The following is a 22,899-nucleotide window of genomic DNA, read 5'->3' as shown; positions in this document are numbered from 1 at the left end:
TTTCGAAATAAAAAAAACGACACCGTTCAAAGTGTCGTTAAACTTAAAAATTATTATTTGTACTAGCATTAAGTGAACTTAATTAACCGGAAATTGGTGTTGCTAATATCTCTGATGTCCATTCTTTCACGATTGTTATCATTTCCCGTTAAATAAACCGTTTCTTGATCTTTATCAATTACCATCATCGCATGGTACCAATCCCCGCCGGCAGTCGATTGTAGTTGAACAACATCGCCGACTTCTGCATCTTGCATGATGTTTAAGTGGGCCGCTTCAATAACGGGTTGTGATTGCGACCAGTAATCATAGAAAGCATTGACATTAATCCAAGAGACAGATTGGCAATATTGATTAACATAATCGGGTTTTCGATAGCTATACCAATGTGTGCCACCATAAATATTCACATCAGGAACTGGCGTCGGCGCCGCCATTTTTACGCCGCCTGCAAACAATAATTGGGAAACATAGTTCATACAGTTATTGGGGTTCCAGTCTTGGAACTCTGGGTTACGGTGATTCCACCACTTTTGGGTGTATTCTTTTACTTTTTCAGGGTTGACTTTAACGGCTTCACTTAATGGCGTCGTTTTCTCCGAGGCTACTCGCTGATATTCTTTAACATGCCCATCAACGGTTTGTAATTCAAAATTAGGGTGCTGATTAGTTTCATTATCGAGATAAGCCGCCATATAGACCAATAGATCTTGATAATTTGATTTTTTGGCCAGGACTTTATCCTTTTGAAACATTAACTGGTTTAAAAGATATGTTTTATAACCTCTACCGGTGAATGGGATTTTTCGCGTTTTCAAATAACTCTTTAATTCAGTCTCGACTGTTTTCAAGCTTTGATCAGCCGTAGCAGCTGAAACAGATCCTTTTAAACAAATAACGCCTAGTGTGAGGACGCCTAATCCAATTAAAGTTTTACGCATAACGTCACCTCCTTTTCGTTTTTTATTATGGTTACCATAACTGTATTATTAACTATTTTTTTAAGACATGCAACAAAAATATCAACGCGTTGTTTAAAATTTATTACGCTACAGTACAATAATATTCGCTTTTATGATTAATAAAGTTTATTTCAATCCGTTAGATTGTGCACAATCGATGCTTGCTTTTTCGTTTGCGTTAATTAATAATATGCGTATGGTAACCATAAATAAAAAATTATACGAAATATGGTTCCTGTTATCATAATAAAAATATTAGGAGGTCGACATGAAAAAATTTGTCGCTTTAACATTAGGTACTACTTTACTATCCAGTGCGTTACTCACGCAAAATATGGTGCACGCTGCTACAACTACCGGTGCACAGAATATTGAGACCCATATGGTGATTAATCAATTAAATAATCATGCGATGGGTGATTTGATTAAACAAAGTACAACAGTATCTTTTGCTGATGAATCAGGAATTTCAGCAGCTGAAACGGGCCGTCCTTCAAAGGATTTTATTGATATTTCAAGTAATAATGGGGCCATTTCAAAAGATGAATTCCAATTAATGAAAGATAAATATGGGATTAAAGGGGTAATTGTTAAATTAACAGAGGCCGATTCATACCGAAATCCAGAGGCACCAGCACAAATTGCCAATGCCAAAGCTGCTGGTCTGAAAGTGAGTGTCTATCATTTTAGTTGGTTTGCTAACGCTGAAGAAGCTGCTGAAGAAGCCAACTATTTCCTCGATTACGCAAAAGAATTAAATTTAGATCAAAATACATCATTTGTAAACGACTATGAGTCGGTAACCGTTCCTGAATCAACCGAGAATTCTTTAGCATTTGCACAAACGCTTAAAAATGCCGGTTACACAAACGTCTATCATTATTCGTCTAAAAACAATTTCGACGCCTTATTAGATATGTCAAAATTAGGTGAAAAAAATTGTTGGGTAGCCCAATGGCCAATGGATCCTTCAAGTGATAATTTATTAAACACTAACAATGCTGCTTGGCAATGGGCGAGTGATTTATACTTCCCAGAATTAGGAAGTGCCCGTCATTTTGATATCAGTACTGACTATTTAAACGCGTTTAGTTAAAGTTAGCTGTCGCACATAAAATTACAAGATAACTTTAAGCATTAGCTATCTATTCCCAATAAAAGGATAATGGGCACAGTTACAACAATTTAAAAAATAATTTTAAGAGGTGTTTTTATGAAACTAAATAAAATGTTTTCAAGTCTGATTTTAAGTACAGTGATGTTAGGCTCAGTTGTTACCGGGCCCATGGTTAATATTGCGCAGGCAAGTACCAATAGTCACCTTTCTACTAAATTAAATGAAGTGAAACAAATTAAAGAAACCTATTCTTTTGATTTTAGCGACCTGAATATTGGTGCTCATCTTGACAAATTGACTTAAGTAAATATAATTTGGAAGGCCAAAACAGCAGTGTATCTGACGATTTTAGTTTAATGGCAAATATTAATAATTACGCCAGCTTATATAGAGGCGCGCTGGTTAATAAAACGACATTGCCAGTTGGGGCATATTATTTAGCCCTATCGGTGCGAAGGATAGATACTTCAAATTTTAGTAAATTAAAATTAGTAATACACTACACAGACGGTCGTTCAAGGGTCATTAGCAATGCATTTGATGTCGACTCAACCGGGGAGGACTATGGTGTGATAGTTGGCCTAGATAGTTCTGCCCGGATTGGCTTCCAGTATGACGGCAACGAAGTATCTGACGATGCATTAATCCTTACAGGCTATGCTATCCGGCAACTATAAGCCATTGTTGATTGGAGACAAAACAGAGCAACCGCCAACAAGTATCAAGTAAGACGATGAAGGTTGGATGGATCATCAATGCCTGTTCATCGGGCCATCCGCAATGGGCGTTTAAATCGTTGAACAGAGGGACAGTAATCTTTTAAAGATTACTGTTTTTTTGTTAAATCATTGAAATCATGGCGATTTCGATTAGTTGTTAATAATTTGGCACAAGACGGTAAAACACAGCAAAAGGCTTCAAGAAAGTGGTTAAGAAAACTTTCTTGAAGCCTTTTTAAATTTTGTCCACTGGATTAACCTGGAGGCGATCCATATTTGACGCGCATGAAAGTAATAATTACGTTAAATAAGATTGAATTATAGCTGGGGAAGCACGATGGATGCCAACAGCACCGTTGATTAAGAAAATTACAAGCGATGCGGAAAGCGGTGGCTTAAATTATTTGGGTTAAGAAACTATTTGGCGGCATTCTTAATCGTTGATTCGAAAAAAGTTTGCATAGCATTTTGGGTTTGCTTGCCCATGTCACCTACAAAAATATCACCACCATGCGTAGCACCATGCACGATTTCTAAGCGGTTTTCAGTCCCACTAGCCTTATCAAACAGTAATTGGGCATTCTGTTCTGGGACAATTTTATCCGCATCGCCGTGAATAAAAAGTTTTGGTAAGGTCGTTGATTGGACCCCTTGAAGTGGTAAATCGGATTTAAACGGCATCTTTACGTTTGGTAATAATAGTTGCTGCTCCAATAAGTTAAAGGTAGCTGCCCTTTGAACCGCCGTAAAACCGAGGAGGTCAGCAACAGTCGGGCCCATTGTTTTAGACAATGCATTATAAACATCTGTCATTTGTTGGTCGATTGCAGTGTACCCAGATATTTCGACGAGCCCTTTAACATTTTGCGGTAAATTATTATTTAAGGCGCCCATTGCTACCGCAGCCCCCATCGATCCACCATAGAGCAGGATTTTTTGAGTTGGTTTTAAATTGATTTCATCATGAACCCAAGCTGCAAAATCATCTTTTTCATAATACCCTAAAGAAATATAGGTCCCTTGACTAGTCCCAGAAGAGCGTGGTTCGGTCATTAAGACGTTGTATCCAAAAGATTTTAAAATTTGAACTTCGGGCGAAGTTATATCCCAGCCATTACCACGGAAACCACCGGTGGCAACGATGGTTGTATCAGAACCTTGATCGAGATAAAAGGCATTCAAATTCATTAATTTTCCAGTAGCTTGTTCAGTTACTGGAATTTGTCTTTTCGGTAAATTGGGTTCTGGCTGTGGACTAGGACCAATCATTTGGAATAGTTTACCATTGCGATCAAACCCTGCATCGTAAAGAAAATAAGCTGACCAAGCGTGGCTAATATCATTAGCATGACTAAGATTAAAGGCTTTATCAACTAATTGACGTGCTAGTATTTCTTCCATAAATCGTTGCGCCCCCAATTGGGGATTATAGCTGTGATAAAAATCGCTGACGTGGTCTAGATAACTTGCCTGATCCACATATTTAGTTGCTTGTAGATGATATTTAGCTTTTAGGGTATTAATAGATTGTCCCTGAACAGCCTTACTTGCCTGCTCAAATACCGTTTTTAGATTAGCTTGGTTAGTTGCGGCAATCGCAGTTGGCTGGTGGCCGACACTTGCAGCATGTGTCGGTAAAGCATGAACCAACATTGCTGAGGTTGCAGGAATTAGCATAGCGGCTGTTATTGATCTAGTTAAACATTTTTTCATTAATCTGCCTTCTTATTTAAAATTTTATTTAAAACCTCGATGCTTTGAAAATACAATGGCATGTCTAATGGTGCTTACTCATATTGACAACAAATCTAAAACAGTCAATATGAGCTAACTCAGTATCCGTTAGTTAACTTCGACTAACTGCACATCGCTAATCTTTAGTGGTGGGTTAGTCGCGTATTCACTGTTGCCAGCTACAAAAAGGGTTGTGAGTGAATGCCAATTTCCGCGTGTGCCATTTGCGGGCATCACAATTTCTTGATTAAATTGCCGCCACGTTGCTGAGCTAGCGGTTAAATCAAAAAGCCCCACCATCTGATGCTGATTAGACGTTGAACTATTAGCCTCAAGTACTAATTGCCCATGCGGTGTTCCTTGGTACATAAAACTTAATTTATATTTTTTCAGCTGGGTGGCAGGCATATCTTGTGCGATTGCTGCGACCGATTCTGCTGTAGGGTGCGCGAGCTCAGCATAATTATGAGTGCCTTCTTGTTTAACCGTAACGGTGCCAGTATTGTATGTTCCGACTTGCCAGTTGGTGAGCCCAGTGCTAAAATCCCCGTTTTTAACTAGATTTTTAAAGGCTGATTGGATAGCCTCCCCACCTACCGAGCCCCTAGAGACAGCTGCAGCGTTTACTGACATTGTGCCGCCCAATAACGTACCACCTAAGATAATGGTGGTTAATAATAGCCGATGAAATGTTTTTCCCATGTGTTACCTCCTGATTAGTTTGTATTTGATATAACCTGTTGAACAGTTTAAATATAACGCCCGGCCCCCGCGATTATCAAAGAAAACGCTATCGAAAAACTATATTAATTTTAAAAATATGTTCAACAAAGGGCTATTAATAGGCAGAGAGCGCATTTTTTAAGCATTAAAATTTATCATTTTTATTACTCGGATACTCTTTTTTAAAGAAGGGTGAGTTAGTTAATCAGGAAAAAAGTTGATCGCAATGACGCGTTTTTCCCTGATTTTAAGCTCTTTCGAAGGTTAGTCACTAAAAAATCCCCCCAATGACTAAAGCTTTCGCTTTAATCATTGAGGGGAGAAGGTCGTTATTAATTTTTTAGAGTATTTAGGCCAATGGGCTATTACAAATGGAAGACCGCAACTCAAGAGTTGCGGTCTTTCGATTTATTGACTATTTTACCCCATTGATTAATGGAATGCAAGCTTATTTTATATAATTTTCTTTACCATAATTGTTGCTAAAAAAACGGTTTAACAAGGACGGCTAGCTTTTTTTTTTTAAATGTTTTTAATTCCGAAAAGGAAATATTATTCATGTTACATAATGATAAATTTAACGGGCCACAACTCTTAAGTTGTGAACCTTTCGCGCCTGTTATACTAATCAATTTAATATTATCAATCGAGCATATTAAATGGGCGGGTATGACTATAACAGCATACCTAATAATTAATCCTCCTCGTACATTTGAACGGATAAAAAAACTCGAAGTTACGCAACTAAGTATTAACAGACAAGATGCTTTTAGAAGGTGGTGTGGTAAATGAAATTATTGTACAAGGTTCTAATGGTCATTTTATTAATCAGTAGCGTTGATGGTTTATTAGCATCCACTCAAAACTGCTTGGCGGAGAGTCATCAAACAAGCAGGGCCCATCCTGTAGCGATTACAAAGCATAGTCAAAGTGAGTCATATACGAGTCATTCGCCCCAGTTAGCTAGCAGTACTTCAAGCAGTGGGACGGATAAAATAAGGACTAATCTGCATAAAACCCAAGATGGCGCCGACACCTCTAGGACCACAGCGATGCCTACGGATAGCTATAACTTAACGGCTAATCAACTGAACCCAGTTGTCAATAATACTATTCAGGTAACGATTACGGCTAAAAAGATAATCAAGACACCCATTGCAATTCCGGTTGACGCCCAACAAGCGGTTTTAAATGTTCAAGCGACATGTAAACTGAACCCACAATATACTTTTAAACTAGAAAATAATATGTTGACGATTACGCCACAACAGCAAAATAATACTGATCAAGTAGTCCTCGTTATTAAATTGATTCAAACGGGGCAATTAACCTTACAGTTGAACCGGCCGCATATGAGCTCTAATCGTTTATGTATTACGACGACTGACAATCAAACGCCTAAGGTATTGGCAGTGAATCCAGAAGAATTTGATGATGGAATTACTAACTGGCAAAAAGTAACGACCGCCCCAGAAGCTACGTATGCGATTAATAAAGACCTCTCATTAGCCTTTACTTTTGGCGCACTAGGTGGTGGAAGCCAATTTCCGGGCGTTGGCAATCCCACCCCAATCTACTTACAACCTAACGTTTACCTTGTAGATCATGGTACTGACATATGGGCGCTTTATAGTAATTTCAGCTCTGCAACTGACTCCTCTAATTCATTTGGGATTGTCACGGATAAAGCTGCTAATCCATCTGATCAAAATTGGCGTGGTTATGCCCCTAATGAAAAAGGTGAAGGGTTAGAGTCAGATACTTATAAAGAAAATGCCCCAGATGCTAACGTTGACCCCACTTTGTTCGTTGGGACTGATAGTCAAGGACGAATGGCAATTAAAAAAATAGTCGACAATATTAAAAATAAGTATCAGTTTGAGATTTTATATCGTTTTAGCACGAACGGCGCCCCCGTTATTCAACAAGAATTATATCTTAAAAATACCGCTACTACTGATTTAACTTATGGCGCTTATCTATCTTTAGATACTGACTTGAATAAAAATGATGATATTCCCTTATTTTCACAAGGCTCGAGTACCGGTATATATATGCAAGATCCTGATTATAAAATTCTCATGAATATGCATGTACCAGATGGACCTACCGATTATGCCGCGACGCTTTGGAGAGACCCAGGTAAGATAGATGCAACGCATGTCTTCGATAGCTTTGTGCCCAAAAATATTACGGGTCAGGGGCGTTCTTTTATGAATCCAAGTCACCCGGTTAAAGCCACCCCGAATGGTGAGCAACTATTTCCCGAAAAAGATTCAGCCTACACAGCAAGATGGGATTGGCACGCATTGAAACCTGGTGGTGTCGACCATTATCGCCAAGATATTGGGATGACTAAGCAGCCGTATGTTGTGCCATATGCGCATAAAAGTTATGTAAATAGTACCAGTACCGATCATAAAAATCGTGTCGGCGATACAGTGCAATTTAAATTAACGGCTAAAAACCAAGGTTATAAGACGTCATGGGGGAAAGTGAAGTTCACCGATACAATACCAACGGCATTTCAGATTGATGCGAACACAATTAAATTAATTAACGCTGATGGCAGTACCGTAAAAGTACCAGCTAGTGCCTATGACCCCACTACACATCAATTAAATGTGGGGGTAAACCAAGCTATTGCTGATAATCAATCGGTCGCAGTGACGTTTGCAGCTAAAATCTTACCGGCTGCATCTGGAAAAACGATTAGAAATACATTCACTGCAACCGGCGTTGATGATAATGACAACGGCACAGTAAAAACAGCGACTGCTTTTGTAGATGTTCCTGTTGAGTCGGTGCCTTATAGTGGTCACCTGGATAAGTTGGTCAAAAATGAAACACAAAAAGAGCCTGATTACCAACAAGCAACTACTGGTAAATACGGGGATATTGTCGACTATCAAATCAAATATGGTGTTGATCAAGATAGTACCACTACTTTAGCTACTGGTGATCTTAAGGATGAACTTCCCCAAGGGTTAGTCTTAAAAAAAGGTTCAATCAAAGTGACATATGACGATGGGTCCTCGGAATCGCCTTCAGATACTAATGATATTCAGCTCAAACCACTTGGAAAAGGTAATTCGGTGACTGTCACTTTTGAAGCCCAGATTACGCAACAAGAAGCGGGGATGATCAAAAATACAGCTCACTTTTCCGGGACCACGTCGGCCAACGTTCAGGCCCCTTCATCAGAAAGTGAAGCGGATATTAAAGTGGCTAAAAGTGAGCAAGGGAAAGTGATCTTTAGATACATTGATCGAAAATCTAATATGAAAAATCCTGCTCAGATTGCCGATACAGTAACGGTATCGGGACCAATTGGTAAAAAGGTCTCGGCGATCAATGCAGAACCAATGCGCCCTAAACATATTAAAGGTTGGACGGTTATTGATGTGACCCAAACGGCTGATTTGACAAACGCGACTTTTTTCCAAGCTGAGAAGCTTAATCCAATAATCGCCAAACAAGATCAAGTCATTACGTACCGTTATGAAAAAGCAATGATTTCACTGTCAGCACTAGAAACATGGAACTTTGGTAAATATCTGAATACCCAACGTGATGCAATTTATTACTTACCTGCTACTAGAAATGCGGCTAATCAAAAAGTTCCTAGTGGGGTGAACGTAGAAGATTACTTCGGCACTGATAGTTGGACTTTAAGTGTTCAACAAACCGGTCAGTTTAAGTCCCAAGCTGATCCTAATAGTCATGATCCCGCGCTGCGACACGCGCATGAGTTAACGGGCGCTCAGTTACAGTTTAACAATGCACTTTTAAAGAAGATAGCGGCCCATGAAGCTAGTACAGCCAAAGATGTAGTTAATAATTTAAGCCATTTTACGCTTGAGCCTGCAGCCAAACAAAGTACAACCGTGGTGACTTATTCTAAAAAAGGCCATTTTGATCAGCATGTAGCGACTGACTCCGATGGTCAAAAATATGATGACCCAGGCTGGAACGTTTGGCGGTATCAATTTGGGCGTCAACAACAAGCCGATTATAGTGTCGGCTTACACGTACCGGCAACGACTAAACGCTACAAGACACACTACCAAGCTGATTTAACTTGGACACTGGCAATTGCGCCATAGAATATCGTGAGGTGTTAATTTTGAAAAATATTGTTAAATATGGGGCACTCATTTTTTTAGGGTTAGGCTGCTTAATGGGCCACGGCTTGGGGAAGGTGCAAGCTACGGTTGATCAACAACGGGCTGACTTTGAGGTCGAACCCATTTTGCCAGATCAACAAGTTGATGATAGTTTAAATTACTTTGATTTAAAATGTGCGCCGGGTTCTGATCAAAGAATTAAAATACGGATTCAGAACTTCACAGACCATGCCATTACGGTTCATGCTCAGTTGCGCAATGCTTTTACGCAAGCTGGCGGGGGCATTGACTTTACCCCTAAAACCAATTTGGATAAGAGTCTTAAAATACCATTCACCAAAATTGCTCAATTAAAAAAAGGTGAGGACGTTATTCACTTAGCGCCGCAAGCAACAACTGTCTTAGAAACGAATATTAAGTTACCGCAAAATAAATATCGTGGCTTGATATATGGTAGTTGGCACTTTATCGAATATTTACATGCCAGTGGCAACGGGGCTTCTGCAATTTCTAGTAACTATTCATATTCAGTTGGGGTCGCTTTAAGAGGGGCCCACTATAAAGTTTATCCCGAATTAAAATACAGTTCAGTCAAGCCGCTGCTTTACAATAAGCATCCAGCGATTGGCATTCATTTAAGAAATATTGAATCAATGGCAATTTCTAAAGTGGCGATTGATGCGGCGATTGTTAAAAAGGGCATTTTTAGTTCGAAATATACTTATAAAACAACTAATACGAATGTTGCCCCTAATTCACAACTGACACTGCCAATTTCCTGGGCTTATGATAAATTATCGCCTGGCACCTATACAGCACGGGTCAAAGTGACTGGTGAAAATTATTGGAACAAGTTGCCAATGACTTGGCATTTCAACAAAACTTTTACGGTCAAAGATCGTGATGCGGCAGTCATTAATCAACAAGCAATCAAAAAGCCGATTAATAAATGGGCGCTTGTGGCCACCACTAGTGGCTTAGTAATGTTGATCAGTGTCATTGCTTATTTGAAACTGCTTAAGATTGGAGCGGCATAATGCGAAGGCTGCAAACACGATTGCTAACGGTGATTGGCACATTATTATTAATCATCATGAGTGGTCGCCCGGTTCAGGCGAAAAAGGTGCCAAGCTCAACCCAAGCGCTTCATGAAGTCACTTTTATGATTCAACCCGAAATACCAGCTGATAATATTGGGGGCCCAAAATTAGGTTATTTTAATCTTAAAATGACTTGGCAGCAAACACGGCGGCTGAACATTACGGTTTACAACCCTACGAATCACCCAATCACGATTCAAGCTAAAGTGGTTAACGCCAATACTTTAGATGATGGCGTTATTAACTACACGGGGGCTAAAAAAAATGACCCGCGATTATTACCGCAACCGGCGAAACATTTTGTGCAAGTGCCGGCAAAAATTCATTTGGGGCCGGGGGCAACCAAAAAGGTGCCCCTTATAATCAAGGCGGTTAATAAACCCTTCAAAGGGGAAAAAGTAATGGCAATTAATCTTTATGATGCCGCTACCAGACACAAGACAGCGATTAAGAATCATTATACCTATGCTGTCGGGTTGGTTCTGCAGGGCAAGTCATTGGTTACTAAGCCGACTTTACAAGCTAATCGAATTGTTGTCCGCATGACAGAGGGGAAGCCGGCGTTGAGTGTCTTATTCACGAATAAGCAACCATGGTTTTGGCAAAATGCCCAGATTAAAATGACCCTTAAAAATACGAAGTGGCCTATTTTCCAATATCATGACCACAAAGCGGCTTTAAAAATTGCGCCGCAATCACGATTTTATAATAATTTGGATCTAACCGGTTATCGCTTAGTACCTGGCCTATACCGATTAAAGGCTGAAATTAAAGATCAAACGCATCGACAGACACTGTCTAAATACGTCAGCATTACGCACGATCAAGCCCAGTTTATTAATCGGCAAAATTATGTTTATTTACAGAATCGAATACGCATATTGATAAGTGTTGTGGTAATTATTGGCGGCTTGTCTAGGAGGAAAAAACATGCAAAAACTCATTAATAAATACAGTTATGCCAAACTTAAAAAGATCATGATTGCGCTGATAGTCGGATCATCAATCATTTTTATGATTAGCTTAGGCTTGGCGATTGTAACGTATATCAATTTTAATTCTTATACGACAATTACCATGTGATTGCTGGAGAGCAACTTTTGATAAGTTACTAGTATTGGTTTTTCCATTCATCGTTATAACGATTCTTGATTGAGGATCTTATAAAAAAAGTGCCTAGCGCACCAAATAAAGGAGGAATTTCAAAAATGAAATTCACAAAATTAACAAGTGCCACCCTATTGGGGGTTTCCGTCTTATCTGCATTCATTGTTCCAGGAACCTCATTTGCGGCAACGCAGGAACATAACGCTGATGCCAATGGCGGGATTGAGTTACCGCAACACGATACAACAACTGCCGGGATCTCTTTTGGTGATAATAATCCTAGTGGTAATACTGGTTACTTACGGCTTCAAATGGTGCCTCACGTACTTGACTTTGGGAATCATGAACAATTTTTCGCGCAATACCCAATGTTTACTGCTGATGGTAAAAACTACGGCAAAAATGATAATAACCGGCATCCAAACTACAAAAATGGCGATACTAACGAGACCGCTATTTTAAACACGCAAGATGAAAAATTGGCGGATGTTGCGGGCAAAGCTTGGGCAACGGTGGTTGATAAACAAGTTACGCGTGATGCGACTAAATTCGCCGCACCAAATACGTCAGTTTCTGGGACGTGGACATTAAGCGTCAAACCGGACGGGCCACTGCAAGCTAAAAATGATCAGGGCAACGTGATTAACGGTGAAGATATTAATGATGCAACGTTGTCATTTAAAGATACTGCGTACGGACGAACTTTGGATATTTATACCTTAACATCGGAAGACCAAGATAAAGACTTCGCCAACCGGGATAAGACTAAAGATGATAATAAAGATCTTGATGCTAGTGCAATCACATCTGACTTTTCATTACCACTGACTTCTGGTGGCAAGTATCAATTAGTCGCTACGGCTGCTGATACCCAAGGTGAAGGGGCCGATGTATTTGGTTGGAATAAAGACGATATTCAATTAACGATGCCAACCACTTCAGTTGTCAAAAACGCGGTCTATGAATCAAATCTAACATGGGAATTAGCAACTGGGATTGCTTAAATGCAAGACCCCCGCACTTCAAGCGCCAATGATTGTAAACATTAGTCAATTAAGCCTATAATGGGATGCGTTGCTAGCCAAAAGACGGATAATGACGATTGTCCGTCTTTTTTGGCATGTTAAGAGAAACACTTTAAATAATGCTTCAGTGCAGCCCGCTTCACTTGCACTATACTTTAGAACGACTTGCTTGTATGATATAAGAAAGATGATAAGTTTTTAATATCTGGGGGAAAATGATGAATCGAAATCGGACCTTTTATCTGTATTTAATTTTAGAACTAATTATTTTTATTATTTTATTCTTAGTATTGAAGCTGAGGAATTAGGCTTTTAAAAAAATTATAAATATGTTAATATTAAATTGCGTCAAATTAAATCAAGAGTCTCTCAAAAAAAGTTGCTAATTATTTTAGTGGCTTTTTTTGTTTGTTTAGGGGGAGAGACAATGTTAGGGAATACTGTATACGTCATTGAAGATAATTTCATTCATCGTAGTAAAATCATCCATTATTTAGAACAGTATGGTGAAGACAAGATCGTCGCATTGACGGGCTTAAGAAATATTGAGGAATCTGTTAATCAGTTAACGATCGGCAATAATGACATTTTTTTAATTGATATTGAGTTGAATCAGTATATCGACGGGATTCAAATTAGTAAAATTATCCGAACGAAGAATAAATTTTGTTTTATTGTTTTTATTACAGCTGATAATCACAAAGCCATTAAGGTGATTAATAACGACATTAGACCTACCGGGTATATTGTCAAAAGTACTCATTTAGACAAAGTGAGAAAACAACTCCATGATAGTTTGCAAAGCATCACTTTAGAAATTCAAAGTCGAATGAATACGGGGCAGTGGTTCATTGTTAAAAGTTTAGGCGTCGACTATAAAATACCCTATAAAGAAATCGACTACTTCGAGACTTTGAAAGGTGAGCGGAACAAGGTGCTAATTGTTAATTCTGAAACGGACATTATTATTAATATATCTTTAAAAACGGTGCGTAAACAGTTAGCGGACGTTCGAACGTGGCTGAGCTTAAAATCATATTTACTAAATTTGAATAATATAATGAAAATTGATACGCGAAAAAACGCCATCATATTTAGTAGTCATAAAGAATTATATGTGGGCGAAAGAATTATTAATAAAGTACGAAAAGTATGGGAGAGCATGTATGCTAAATAAGGTGCCGATCCAATTCACGGAAGTGATTTTGCTAATTGATATAATCGTTATCATGGTTTATCTTCTAAAAAAATATTTTACGGCCAGAGAACGCTCCTGCGTCATATTTTCAGTAATTGTCGTTATTCCGCTGTTATTTTTTTTGAAAGATGACTGTAATACGCTCCTTATTTTTAGTACCATTTATCTTTTTTTCATAGTTAGCTTTTACAAGGTTTACAAAGCCTCTAAATCTTTAATCTATAGCAGGTTATTTCCTTTAATTATTAGTGATATTGCGTTAATATCTTGGACAATCGGTTTTAATATTATGCCACGCATCGCTAAATTTATAATCGGGATTAACTACCAGACACCATTTATCCTGGGGCTACTGACGATAGTCAACTTTGTGGGGGTCATATACCTCTCTAAAATGGCAGCGCATATTATTAATTCAAACACGATTAAGGCGTATTTCTTAGTCATAAAAGATGGCGCCTATCACAAGGTGCTGTTAGCATGTTTGGTTGCAGATGCTTTGATTGTTGCTAATGTGTTGAGTATGGGAATAAATGATTACCTGTATTGGTGTTCATTAGTAGCGGTGATACTAATTAGTTTTCTGTTAACCATTATGCTTAAACTCTATTTAAAAAATACCTATCAAAATTATGAATTAGCGAGTCAATTAGCCTTGTACACTAAAGTACAAGAAGAAAACAAAAAAGCGGATCGATTCAAACATGATTATAAAAACTTAATGACCAGTTTATATTTGTTAATTGAGCAAGGCGAAAATCAAAAAGCATTAACATTAATCAGCCAATTAGAAAATTATGGGCATAATGCGGTTGGTTCAGACCATGTAAAAGCATTAACTAATATTCCCAATCTTTATGTAAAGTCGTTGTTTTATAACAAAATAGCTGCGGCTGAAAATGAAGGGATTCCAGTAAATGTAAGGATTAACGCCTATACGGATCAAATCAGTATGGGATTATTTGATTATGTCCGTTCTTTAGGTATTTTATTAGATAATGCAACGGAAGCGGAAAAGGATTTTCCAGTCGGAGAAGGGTTGATCAAGATTGATGTTAACATCATCGGCGGGTATCAAATTGTTACCATAAAAAATAAAGGAGCATTTAATATTGATGCCGCATATAAAAGTAATGGCTATGGGCTATTGAATATTAATCAGATTTGTAAACAATACAACGATTGTGGGCTAAACATTGAAGTAACTCAATCGGAATTTAGCGTTACTTTTTCTGTCGCGTTGAACTAATTAAAGCTGACCATCCGGATTTCAATTGAAACCGAGATGGTCAGCTTTATTTTGTATCTTTTATTAATAATAGCTTTCAAGGTTTCACTTGCATCGCTGAGACGGACGCCGTTACTTTTTCATGAATGTAACTTTAAGTTGCTTGAATGTAGTCAAAAAACAAATTGAAAATTGTTATCATAGCAATGGTTAAATAATAGAACATTTCGCTAAGAGGTAATAACGTTGAATTTATATAAATATCAGAAAACGATAGTAGCATTTTTTATAATTGCATTTACTTGCTGTCTAGTCTTTTTAATGGGGACCAACGTTTTTGCAGCTGGCATTAAGCCGGTCTATCCTCATCCAGCAACCGATAATGTTGAAAAAGGCGATGAAGAAGGCGTTACTTTTCATAAGAATCAAAGTCCTCATTTTAAAAATACTGTTGCTGACGTCCACGAGTATACAGCTAATTACTTAGACGGGCCGAATGATATGAAACGCGATAAGGATGGAACATATATTACTAAGTTTAATGAGCCTGTTAAAGGGAATTCGATTTTTTCTGATATTGGCGATTATTCAAGTCTATCCCACATGAAAATAAGCTTTCATCCATCACTTGGGTTACAAGGTAATTTTAAATCAACTTTCATTCCTAAAAGTCAAAATGAACCTTGGTTAGGTGGCAAACTTGATTTTGATGGACTATACCCAGTATCGGCCTCACTATTCGGGAGTACGCTTGGTGACTTTCCCAATGGAAATTATGGGGCCTACGTGCGTTTCACATTTCCGCCTGGGACAGATGCGCGAGCGATGGGAAAAGCAATTAATTGGGATACTGTCGGGGCTGCTTCTCATTTGACATGGTCGTTTCTAGGAGTCAACGTTGAAGATTTAATTAGTGCGGTTCGCCTAGTTCCAGTAGTGGGTAATGGTATAGCTGATACCATTCAGAAATTATTTGGCCCAGTTTTTGATATGGGACTTTATGTCAATTTCCCATTACAGTGGTATCCACGGTGGGCACGTTGGTCGGTTGAAGATCCCAACTCTTTATATATGCCAATTCGAGGTGTTGATTACCCTAAAGTGGCACGTGAATTACACATACCAGAAAATCTACTGCCGGATGTCCCACTTGTTACTGGCGGGTATGCTTCTTTTATCGCTGTGTTTGATTCGTTGGGGCGACTTAACATCAATCAGATTCCAGGGCTTAGCGAAATAGTTAATTTAATTAATAAATTTTTACCTTTTGGAATTAAAATCGATACTAATATTGGTGCTTCAACCGACGGCCCAGTTGAAGGACATGGTGAATTTAATTTAGATCACTATAGTGGTAATCTTTCCAGTAGTGAAGTTGAACAAATGATTGCTGAAGGTGCGCCTAAAAGTAATGATTTCAACCCTACTATGCAAGGAGTCGATAATAGCCCAGGTAAATTACTGACGAAGCATGCTTTATCACCATCTGAAACCAATCGTTTTTTACTTAAATATAATGCTGAAGATAATACACAAGTCGACTCTGGGCCTGGGCTTATTGTGCCAAGTAGCAAACGAGATATGTTATACGCATATATTATTAAAGGGATGCGTAAGCAAAACCCGTTTCCTAATCAAGATATTCAAACATGGAGTTCATACTTCTCACCAATTGATGGCAATCGAGGAGCTGATAGCCTTAACACACAAAGCCAAGTCGATGCAAACGGACAATATATCAATAATGATAAGCAACAAGAATTCCAAGAAATCGATAACGATCAATATACGATGTCTTTGCCGGGGGCTAATTTTAAAAAACGACGGGTCGTAATGGATTATGTTAAAGATGGTAACTTTACCAAGTATGATCACGGCCAGTTTGTCCGCGTTATCGACTTTTTTAAGCGCGCAGACATTACCCCAAAAATTAGTTTATTGAACTTAACCGCAACCTTATTAACTGGTGACCCAGATGATCCCAACACGACAGAGATTCCGTTGGCAAATTATAGTGATATGGATAACTATTATGATCAATGGATGAAGGTTTATTATAACGGGACCGCTCCTCCTAGCAAGGCTTGGGGGGGACAGAAGGGCCCGATTAATGACAATACATTGTTAGTTTATCAATATCTGGATCCTACTCAGATTAAGCTGAATACTAAAGAACCAACCAAAGTCAATGTCAATGGCAGTTTAAACTTTACAGGTCATGGGCTTTCTAATGTGAAAGCTGTGAAGAATTTACAGTTATGGTACAAAGTGTTACCTAAAGGGCAGAGTCCTTATACGAATCCAGACGCAGCTCCATCAACTGATGGGTGGCAAAAAGGGCCTAGTGAAGATATTGCTTCGGGCAAAACCGATTGGTCGATTAATACCGGGAACTTGACGAATTTAGGCCAATACACAGTCTACGTCCGTGCTCAGGATAATTATGGTGTTTGGTCACAAGATAATTTAGAAACACAACATGTACAAACCAATAAGACGGTGGATACCTTGTCCGCGGATTTTGAAGTGACTGATGATAAAGTCGGTCTTGATGTGACCAAAAAAGTGGTGGACCAAACGAAGGTTCCGAACCCTAAAGATGCAGATTATAAAGATAATGTGACTGGTTTACCAGGTGACAAATTTAGATATCACATTCGAATTAATGCTACCAACGGAACGACTGACCATATTGTTTTTAGAGATAATGATTTTGATAAGGACCAAACTGAATATTGGGACGATAAGGCGGATAACTATATGCTAATCCACCATAATGATGGGACTAGTGATGAGAAAGTTAAATTAATTGGTGAAGATTTCACAGATCCAAATACAATTGACTTTTCTAAGCGGTTTAAATCAGATCAAATTGGTAACGGCGCTTATATTGACCTTTACTTTACAACGGGGACAGTGGCAATTTTAACGCCTGTCGGGACCGTAATTCCCAATACGGCATATATTGTTAGTACGAGTGGTGGTGATAATGATGGGCACGGTTGGGCGTCTAATACGGCTAATATTAGTTTATATCCAGACCCAAGCATGACTAAACAGGTTAAATTAGCCGCAGACAAAGACGCGGCTTATACCGATAAACTCGAAGCTAGTCCTGATTCTGATTTAGACTATCGGGTTCAAATTAAGCCGAATAAAGATGTTAAGGACCCTGAGTTAAATGAAATTAAACTCTCAGATCCATTTGATAACAAACTGAATCAAGGGTTAACGCTCAAGAAAGTAACCGCCAACTATTATGATGCTGATAATAAAATAATCAACGATCAGACGGAAGTGCTAACACCTGATAGTCATCAAGTCGTGGCACTCAGCCATCCAGTAGTGCCCGGGGGGCACGTTGATATTGTTTATCAAGTTCATTTAGATCAAGCCGCACCGGCTGGAACCACTTTTAAGAACATTGCTTATATGGAGAGTTCTAGCTATGGGAAGAACCCAGATCACCAACTCCCTAACTGGCAAACCAACAATGCGCAAGTCACGGTGGCTAACTCGGATGGCACGGTTAACTTTAAATATGTTGATCTGGATACCGGCAAAGAAATTGCTGGTCACAATCCAGTGCAAGTGACTGGGAAGGTTGACCATAAAGTTTCCGAATACACGAATGATCAACTCGCACCGGCTTACATTGACGGTTATACCGTGATGAAAGAACAAATTGATGACCAAGCCATCCAACGCGCAAGTAAAGCGGACCCGGTAATTGCGCAAAAGCCACAAACGTACACTTATTATTATGAAAAAGCGGCCCTCTCGATGGAAGCGCCTAAAAATTGGAACTTTGGGCGCTATAATACGAGTCAAACCGAGGCGACTTATTATCTACCAGCGCGTCAGGATGCTCATGGGAAAACGAAACCTTATACGGTCGATGTCCATGACGCCTACGGCGTTAAGGACTGGACTTTAAAAGTACAACAAAAGCATCAGTTCACGGGCATTAATCCAACTAATAAAAAGGCGACCGTTTTAAGTGGTGCTCAATTAAATTTCACTCATCTTAACGCCAAAAAAACCAGTGATGATGGCCAAGATACCCATCCACAAGGCGATCAACTGGATTTATTAAGCGGTGATCAGTTTAAGTTGCCCGTTGGTAATGAAACCCCAACCGCCTTGATGAGCTACCATAACGCTGGAACATACGTTACCGCCCATGATCAGAACCCAACTGGAAGGCAGTATGACAACCCAGGTGTGAAGAGTTTTGCTTATCAATTTGGCGACAGGACTAACGCTGGTTATAGTATCGGCCTCCATGTTCCGGCAAGTACCAAACGGGAAGCCACTGATTATACAACGACCTTAACGTGGTCCTTATCCGTGGCCCCCTAAAAATTAATTGAGGTGTTTATTTTGAAATACAAACTTAAATGGTTAGGTGGTTGGAGTCTACTGCTATTGGGGCTATTGGTGGCCGTTGGCCACCCAGCGCAAGCTGCTTCGGTCGCTCAAAATGCGGACTTTAGTATTCAACCGGTTTTTGACCAAAATCAAACTAACCGTAACTTAAATTATTTCAATTTAAGGTTTAAACCAGGTACGACCCATGAAATTACGCTCCAAGTTCAAAACTATACTGAGCGGACAATTACCATCCATAGTCAATTTCGGAATGCGATTACCGGTTTCGGTGGAGCAGATGCTTTTACTGCCAGTGACAATCATCTCGATCCAAGTTTAAAGATTCCGCTAACCAAACTCGTTCAGCTTCAAGGTAGCGCGACGATTAAGCTCAAACCGGAAGAAACTCGATTTGTTAGAGCGACAGTTAAAATGCCAGCTAATCAATACCGCGGTATGATTTACGGCGACTGGTACTTTATCGAAAACATGAAGGGGAATAAGAACGATCGTTCTTCCGTGGCTAGTAACTACGCTTATTCCATGGGGCTGATTTTACAAGGTAGTCCCTATCATGTTTATCCTGAAATAAAATATGCTAAAACCGAACCAATTCTATACCATAGTCATCCGGCACTGGGGGTCAAATTGCGGAATACCCAGCCGATGGTCCTTAATAATGTTTCAATCAATGCTTCAGTTGAAAAAAAGGGGTTATTTGCGTCTAAGTATACCTATCAAGCCGCTAATCGGGTGATTAATCCAAATAGTTCAGTCACCTTACCGGTTTCATGGGCTTACGATCAATTAAAACCCGGCACCTATACGGTGCACGCTAAAATTATTGGGCAAAATTATTGGAATCATTTACCCATGACTTGGACGATTAATCAAAAATTCACCGTTAAAGCTGGTCAGGCGAATGCCATTAATCAAAAAGCACTTAAAAAGCCCGTTAACCAATGGATTTGGATTGCCAGCGCCACCGGCGTACTATGGTTACTCTCATTAGTGGCTTGGCTACGGCTATTACGGTTAAAAGGCTGATGAAAATGTACCGACCTATTTATAAGCAGGTTCAAGGTTATCTTCTTTTAATCTTCATTTTAAGCTTAAGTATCTTCGTCACACCGGTGCACGCTAAAAAAGCGGTCCATAAACCGCCACACGCTTTTGAAAAGGTGACTTTTATGGTGGCCCCGCAGTTACCCCCCGATAATATTGGTGGGCAACACTTAGGCTATTTCAATTTGCCAGTTAAACCGCATCAACAACTTGATCTAGCGGTTAAGGTCATCAATCCAACTAATCAAGCGATTCATATTAAAAGTAAGGCTTATAATGCCACCACTAATGATAATGGCTCCCTTGATTATCAAGGGACGCATCCAGATGATCCGCAACTACTAAAGCAACCAGGTACGACGTTTATTGCATTACCTAAAAAAATTACCTTACCGGCCCAAGCAACCCAGTTGGTTCATTTTAAAGTCGCAATTCCTAAAAGGGGCTTTGTTGGCCAAAAGGCCATCGGACTCAACTTAATTGCTGACCAACCAGCCGGGAAGGCCGCTGTTAAAAATCGGTATGTGTATATTATTGGTTTGGTCTTAAACGGCCAAAAACTGAAACCGCCCCACCAAAAAGGGCTATCGGCCGATAACATTCAAGTCCGCCTGGTGTCCCCTAAAAAAGAGCCGGCAATCAGTGTTCAGCTGGCCAATCATGATCCCGCGTATATTTTAAACGGCCGCTTAGCGATGGCGCTAGTCAATCAAAAATACCGTTTCTTTAGTTATCATGTCATCCGGAAGCACGTTAAAATCGCGCCGAATAGTCGTTTCGATAATAATTTATTGCTCGGTGGTAAACGACTAGTTCCTGGGATTTACCAGCTAAAAGTTAAAATTGATAGCCATAACAATCACCATACCATCAATAAGACCGTTAAAATTACGAAAAACCAGGCGCGGTTTATTAACCGCCACAATTATCGATATTTAGTCTTGCAATATTGTTTAATGGCGGGCCTTAGTGGGCTGTTACTGTTAATCACTTGTTTAATCTACTTTAAGAAAACGAGGTTAAAAGATGCAAAAATTAATTAATCGCTTTGGCTATAAAAAAGTCAACTATGTCATGATTGCGCTGGTCCTTGTGCTAACAATCATTTTTATTACAAGCATTGTGTTTGCGGTTAAGTACTACATTGAATTAACCAGCATCACCAACATTACGATGTAACTTCTAACTAACCCGTTGGGTTAGTAACGTATTTCTCATGGACGTTTATGCCCCTTATTAAGGTTAGTCACTTAATGAGGTATAAAAAACTGCGATTGAATCGCAAAAATTAACAAAGGGAGGAATTTCATGATGAAATTCACAAAATTGACAAGCGCTGCTTTAGTGGGCGCAACAACTTTATCAGCTTTCATGGTACCGGCCGCTTCATTTGCCGCAACACCAAATAACAACGCGGACGCTAATGGCGGCACAGCGTTACCACAAACTGATACAACTGAAGCCGGTATTTCTTTCGGGAACCCTGGTCCTAATCCGAACACCGGTTACTTAAGACTCCAAAAAGTGCCTTCAATCTTAGACTTTGGGAACCATGTTCAATTTAACAAGGCTTACCCTAACTTTACCGCTGACGGTAAAAATACTGGTAATAGTAGTAACGATCGTTTTGCCAGCTACAAAGAAAAGGACACAAACTTAACCCCAACGCTTTCAAATGACGCTAAGGGCTTAGAAAATGTTCAAGGTATGACTTGGACGACAGTGGTTGATAAACAAGTTAGCCGAACTAACGCTGATGATAAAAAAGGTATTACAGCCAAAGCAGGTTTATGGTCACTATACGTCAAAGCTGACGGTGATTTGAACCGCATTGATACCGCTGGGAATATCATGTCTGATGGGGATATTGCTGACGCAAACTTGACTTTTAAAAACACGACTAAGGCACAAACTCAAGAAGTTTATAAATTAACCGGTGAAGCCCAAGATAAAGATTGGAAGACTGACGCAACCGCTAAACCAGTTAGCGCAGTTACCGAAAATATCAGCGTGCCTTTAGCTGCTGATACAAAGGATAACGGTGCTTTAGTGGCCCAAGCAAAAGATGGTGAAGGGTCAGGGGCTGATGTTTTTGCTTGGAACCCCGCTGATATTAACTTATCATTACCAGCAAGCGCGACCGTTCAATCACCAGCTACTTACCAAGCTAAACTAACGTGGACCTTGTCTGCGGATGCCGCAACACCAAGCAATTAGTAAACCACTTTAAAATGAGAAGCTGATGTTTATCAGCTTCTTTTTTAATAAAAAAGAGCTTAATAGAGACTGATATTATTAGGACGCTAATTTTGGGCGTGATCGCCTTACTAGTCGTTATTTATTTGATTAGGAGCGGCGGTAATAAATGCTTTTTAGATTTACTGTCCGGTAATGATTGAAAGGTGTTTATCAGAAAAATAACA

The 22,899-nt window shown here is 39.3% G+C and carries 17 protein-coding genes; 14 read left to right on the top strand and 3 right to left on the bottom strand.

What is annotated here, in order from left to right:
* Window positions 1-68 precede the first annotated feature (68 nt).
* Window positions 69-941: an amidase domain-containing protein gene (locus J7Q78_RS03315; protein WP_208423063.1), complete on the bottom strand. Its 873-nt coding sequence runs from the start codon at window positions 939-941 to the stop codon at window positions 69-71.
* A gap of 289 nt (window positions 942-1,230) precedes the next feature.
* On the opposite strand from J7Q78_RS03315, the gene J7Q78_RS03310 reads away from it, so the two are divergent.
* Window positions 1,231-2,058: a GH25 family lysozyme gene (locus tag J7Q78_RS03310; protein ID WP_235688042.1), complete on the top strand. Its 828-nt coding sequence runs from the start codon at window positions 1,231-1,233 to the stop codon at window positions 2,056-2,058.
* A 117-nt stretch (window positions 2,059-2,175) separates the two neighbouring features.
* A complete protein-coding gene (locus tag J7Q78_RS03305; protein ID WP_208423062.1) occupies window positions 2,176-2,382 on the top strand; it encodes a hypothetical protein in 207 nt (68 codons plus the stop codon).
* 833 nt (window positions 2,383-3,215) lie between these two features.
* Here the strand turns inward: J7Q78_RS03305 and J7Q78_RS03300 are convergent.
* On the bottom strand, window positions 3,216-4,511 hold the full coding sequence (locus J7Q78_RS03300; protein ID WP_208423061.1) for an alpha/beta hydrolase: 1,296 nt from the start codon (window positions 4,509-4,511) through the stop codon (window positions 3,216-3,218).
* A 129-nt stretch (window positions 4,512-4,640) separates the two neighbouring features.
* On the bottom strand, window positions 4,641-5,234 hold the full coding sequence (locus J7Q78_RS03295; protein ID WP_208423060.1) for a carbohydrate binding domain-containing protein: 594 nt from the start codon (window positions 5,232-5,234) through the stop codon (window positions 4,641-4,643).
* A gap of 809 nt (window positions 5,235-6,043) precedes the next feature.
* Here J7Q78_RS03295 and J7Q78_RS03290 point away from each other — a divergent pair.
* The 12 genes from J7Q78_RS03290 (at window position 6,044) to J7Q78_RS03235 (ending at window position 22,693) form a co-directional block, all read left to right on the top strand.
* Window positions 6,044-9,361 carry a WxL domain-containing protein gene (locus J7Q78_RS03290; protein ID WP_208423059.1) on the top strand — a complete coding sequence of 1,106 codons (3,318 nt, stop codon included), beginning with the start codon at window positions 6,044-6,046 and terminating at the stop codon, window positions 9,359-9,361.
* A gap of 20 nt (window positions 9,362-9,381) precedes the next feature.
* On the top strand, window positions 9,382-10,419 hold the full coding sequence (locus J7Q78_RS03285; protein WP_208423058.1) for a DUF916 and DUF3324 domain-containing protein: 1,038 nt from the start codon (window positions 9,382-9,384) through the stop codon (window positions 10,417-10,419).
* Window positions 10,419-11,429 carry a DUF916 domain-containing protein gene (locus J7Q78_RS03280; protein ID WP_208423057.1) on the top strand — a complete coding sequence of 337 codons (1,011 nt, stop codon included), beginning with the start codon at window positions 10,419-10,421 and terminating at the stop codon, window positions 11,427-11,429. Before J7Q78_RS03285 ends, J7Q78_RS03280 begins: the two co-directional genes overlap by 1 nt.
* The gene (locus tag J7Q78_RS03275) at window positions 11,413-11,565 is read left to right on the top strand and encodes a hypothetical protein (protein WP_154243077.1); all 153 of its coding nucleotides are present in this window, start codon (window positions 11,413-11,415) and stop codon (window positions 11,563-11,565) included. Before J7Q78_RS03280 ends, J7Q78_RS03275 begins: the two co-directional genes overlap by 17 nt.
* A 125-nt stretch (window positions 11,566-11,690) precedes the next feature.
* Entirely contained in the window at window positions 11,691-12,593 is a 903-nt protein-coding gene (locus J7Q78_RS03270; RefSeq protein WP_208423056.1) for a WxL domain-containing protein, read from the top strand.
* A gap of 448 nt (window positions 12,594-13,041) precedes the next feature.
* Window positions 13,042-13,791 (top strand): LytR/AlgR family response regulator transcription factor, encoded by a 750-nt coding sequence (locus J7Q78_RS03265; protein WP_208423055.1) that lies wholly within the window; start codon window positions 13,042-13,044, stop codon window positions 13,789-13,791.
* The gene (locus J7Q78_RS03260; protein ID WP_208423054.1) at window positions 13,781-15,061 is read left to right on the top strand and encodes a sensor histidine kinase; all 1,281 of its coding nucleotides are present in this window, start codon (window positions 13,781-13,783) and stop codon (window positions 15,059-15,061) included. The genes J7Q78_RS03265 and J7Q78_RS03260 overlap by 11 nt, the downstream gene beginning before the upstream one ends.
* Window positions 15,062-15,286: 225 nt before the next feature.
* Complete coding sequence (locus tag J7Q78_RS03255) at window positions 15,287-19,402, top strand: WxL domain-containing protein (RefSeq protein ID WP_208423053.1); 4,116 nt, start codon at window positions 15,287-15,289, stop codon at window positions 19,400-19,402.
* A gap of 21 nt (window positions 19,403-19,423) precedes the next feature.
* Window positions 19,424-20,458, top strand: a complete 1,035-nt coding sequence (locus J7Q78_RS03250; RefSeq protein WP_208423052.1) for a DUF916 and DUF3324 domain-containing protein — start codon at window positions 19,424-19,426, stop codon at window positions 20,456-20,458.
* Window positions 20,458-21,519: a DUF916 domain-containing protein gene (locus tag J7Q78_RS03245; protein ID WP_208423051.1), complete on the top strand. Its 1,062-nt coding sequence runs from the start codon at window positions 20,458-20,460 to the stop codon at window positions 21,517-21,519. Before J7Q78_RS03250 ends, J7Q78_RS03245 begins: the two co-directional genes overlap by 1 nt.
* Entirely contained in the window at window positions 21,503-21,655 is a 153-nt protein-coding gene (locus tag J7Q78_RS03240) for a hypothetical protein (protein WP_154243400.1), read from the top strand. Before J7Q78_RS03245 ends, J7Q78_RS03240 begins: the two co-directional genes overlap by 17 nt.
* 132 nt (window positions 21,656-21,787) lie before the next feature.
* Window positions 21,788-22,693 carry a WxL domain-containing protein gene (locus J7Q78_RS03235; RefSeq protein WP_208422860.1) on the top strand — a complete coding sequence of 302 codons (906 nt, stop codon included), beginning with the start codon at window positions 21,788-21,790 and terminating at the stop codon, window positions 22,691-22,693.
* The last annotated feature ends 206 nt before the right edge of the window (window positions 22,694-22,899 follow it).

Source organism: Latilactobacillus fragifolii, from assembly GCF_905332535.1.
GTDB classification, from domain to species: domain Bacteria; phylum Bacillota; class Bacilli; order Lactobacillales; family Lactobacillaceae; genus Latilactobacillus; species Latilactobacillus fragifolii.
The sequence above is the reverse complement of the archived record's forward strand: the minus strand, read 5'-3'. Positions and strand labels throughout refer to the sequence as shown.

Bases quoted from the DNA above. Each gene is read 5' to 3' on its own strand.
- J7Q78_RS03235 (WP_208422860.1), top strand. From the start codon at position 21,788: ATGAAATTCACAAAATTGACAAGCGCTGCTTTAGTGGGCGCAACAACT.
- J7Q78_RS03290 (WP_208423059.1), top strand. From the start codon at position 6,044: ATGAAATTATTGTACAAGGTTCTAATGGTCATTTTATTAATCAGTAGC.
- J7Q78_RS03305 (WP_208423062.1), top strand. From the start codon at position 2,176: ATGAAACTAAATAAAATGTTTTCAAGTCTGATTTTAAGTACAGTGATG.
- J7Q78_RS03295 (WP_208423060.1), bottom strand. From the start codon at position 5,234: ATGGGAAAAACATTTCATCGGCTATTATTAACCACCATTATCTTAGGT.
- J7Q78_RS03315 (WP_208423063.1), bottom strand. From the start codon at position 941: ATGCGTAAAACTTTAATTGGATTAGGCGTCCTCACACTAGGCGTTATT.
- J7Q78_RS03280 (WP_208423057.1), top strand. From the start codon at position 10,419: ATGCGAAGGCTGCAAACACGATTGCTAACGGTGATTGGCACATTATTA.
- J7Q78_RS03300 (WP_208423061.1), bottom strand. From the start codon at position 4,511: ATGAAAAAATGTTTAACTAGATCAATAACAGCCGCTATGCTAATTCCT.
- J7Q78_RS03310 (WP_235688042.1), top strand. From the start codon at position 1,231: ATGAAAAAATTTGTCGCTTTAACATTAGGTACTACTTTACTATCCAGT.
- J7Q78_RS03240 (WP_154243400.1), top strand. From the start codon at position 21,503: ATGCAAAAATTAATTAATCGCTTTGGCTATAAAAAAGTCAACTATGTC.
- J7Q78_RS03275 (WP_154243077.1), top strand. From the start codon at position 11,413: ATGCAAAAACTCATTAATAAATACAGTTATGCCAAACTTAAAAAGATC.
- J7Q78_RS03260 (WP_208423054.1), top strand. From the start codon at position 13,781: ATGCTAAATAAGGTGCCGATCCAATTCACGGAAGTGATTTTGCTAATT.
- J7Q78_RS03265 (WP_208423055.1), top strand. From the start codon at position 13,042: ATGTTAGGGAATACTGTATACGTCATTGAAGATAATTTCATTCATCGT.
- J7Q78_RS03245 (WP_208423051.1), top strand. From the start codon at position 20,458: ATGAAAATGTACCGACCTATTTATAAGCAGGTTCAAGGTTATCTTCTT.
- J7Q78_RS03270 (WP_208423056.1), top strand. From the start codon at position 11,691: ATGAAATTCACAAAATTAACAAGTGCCACCCTATTGGGGGTTTCCGTC.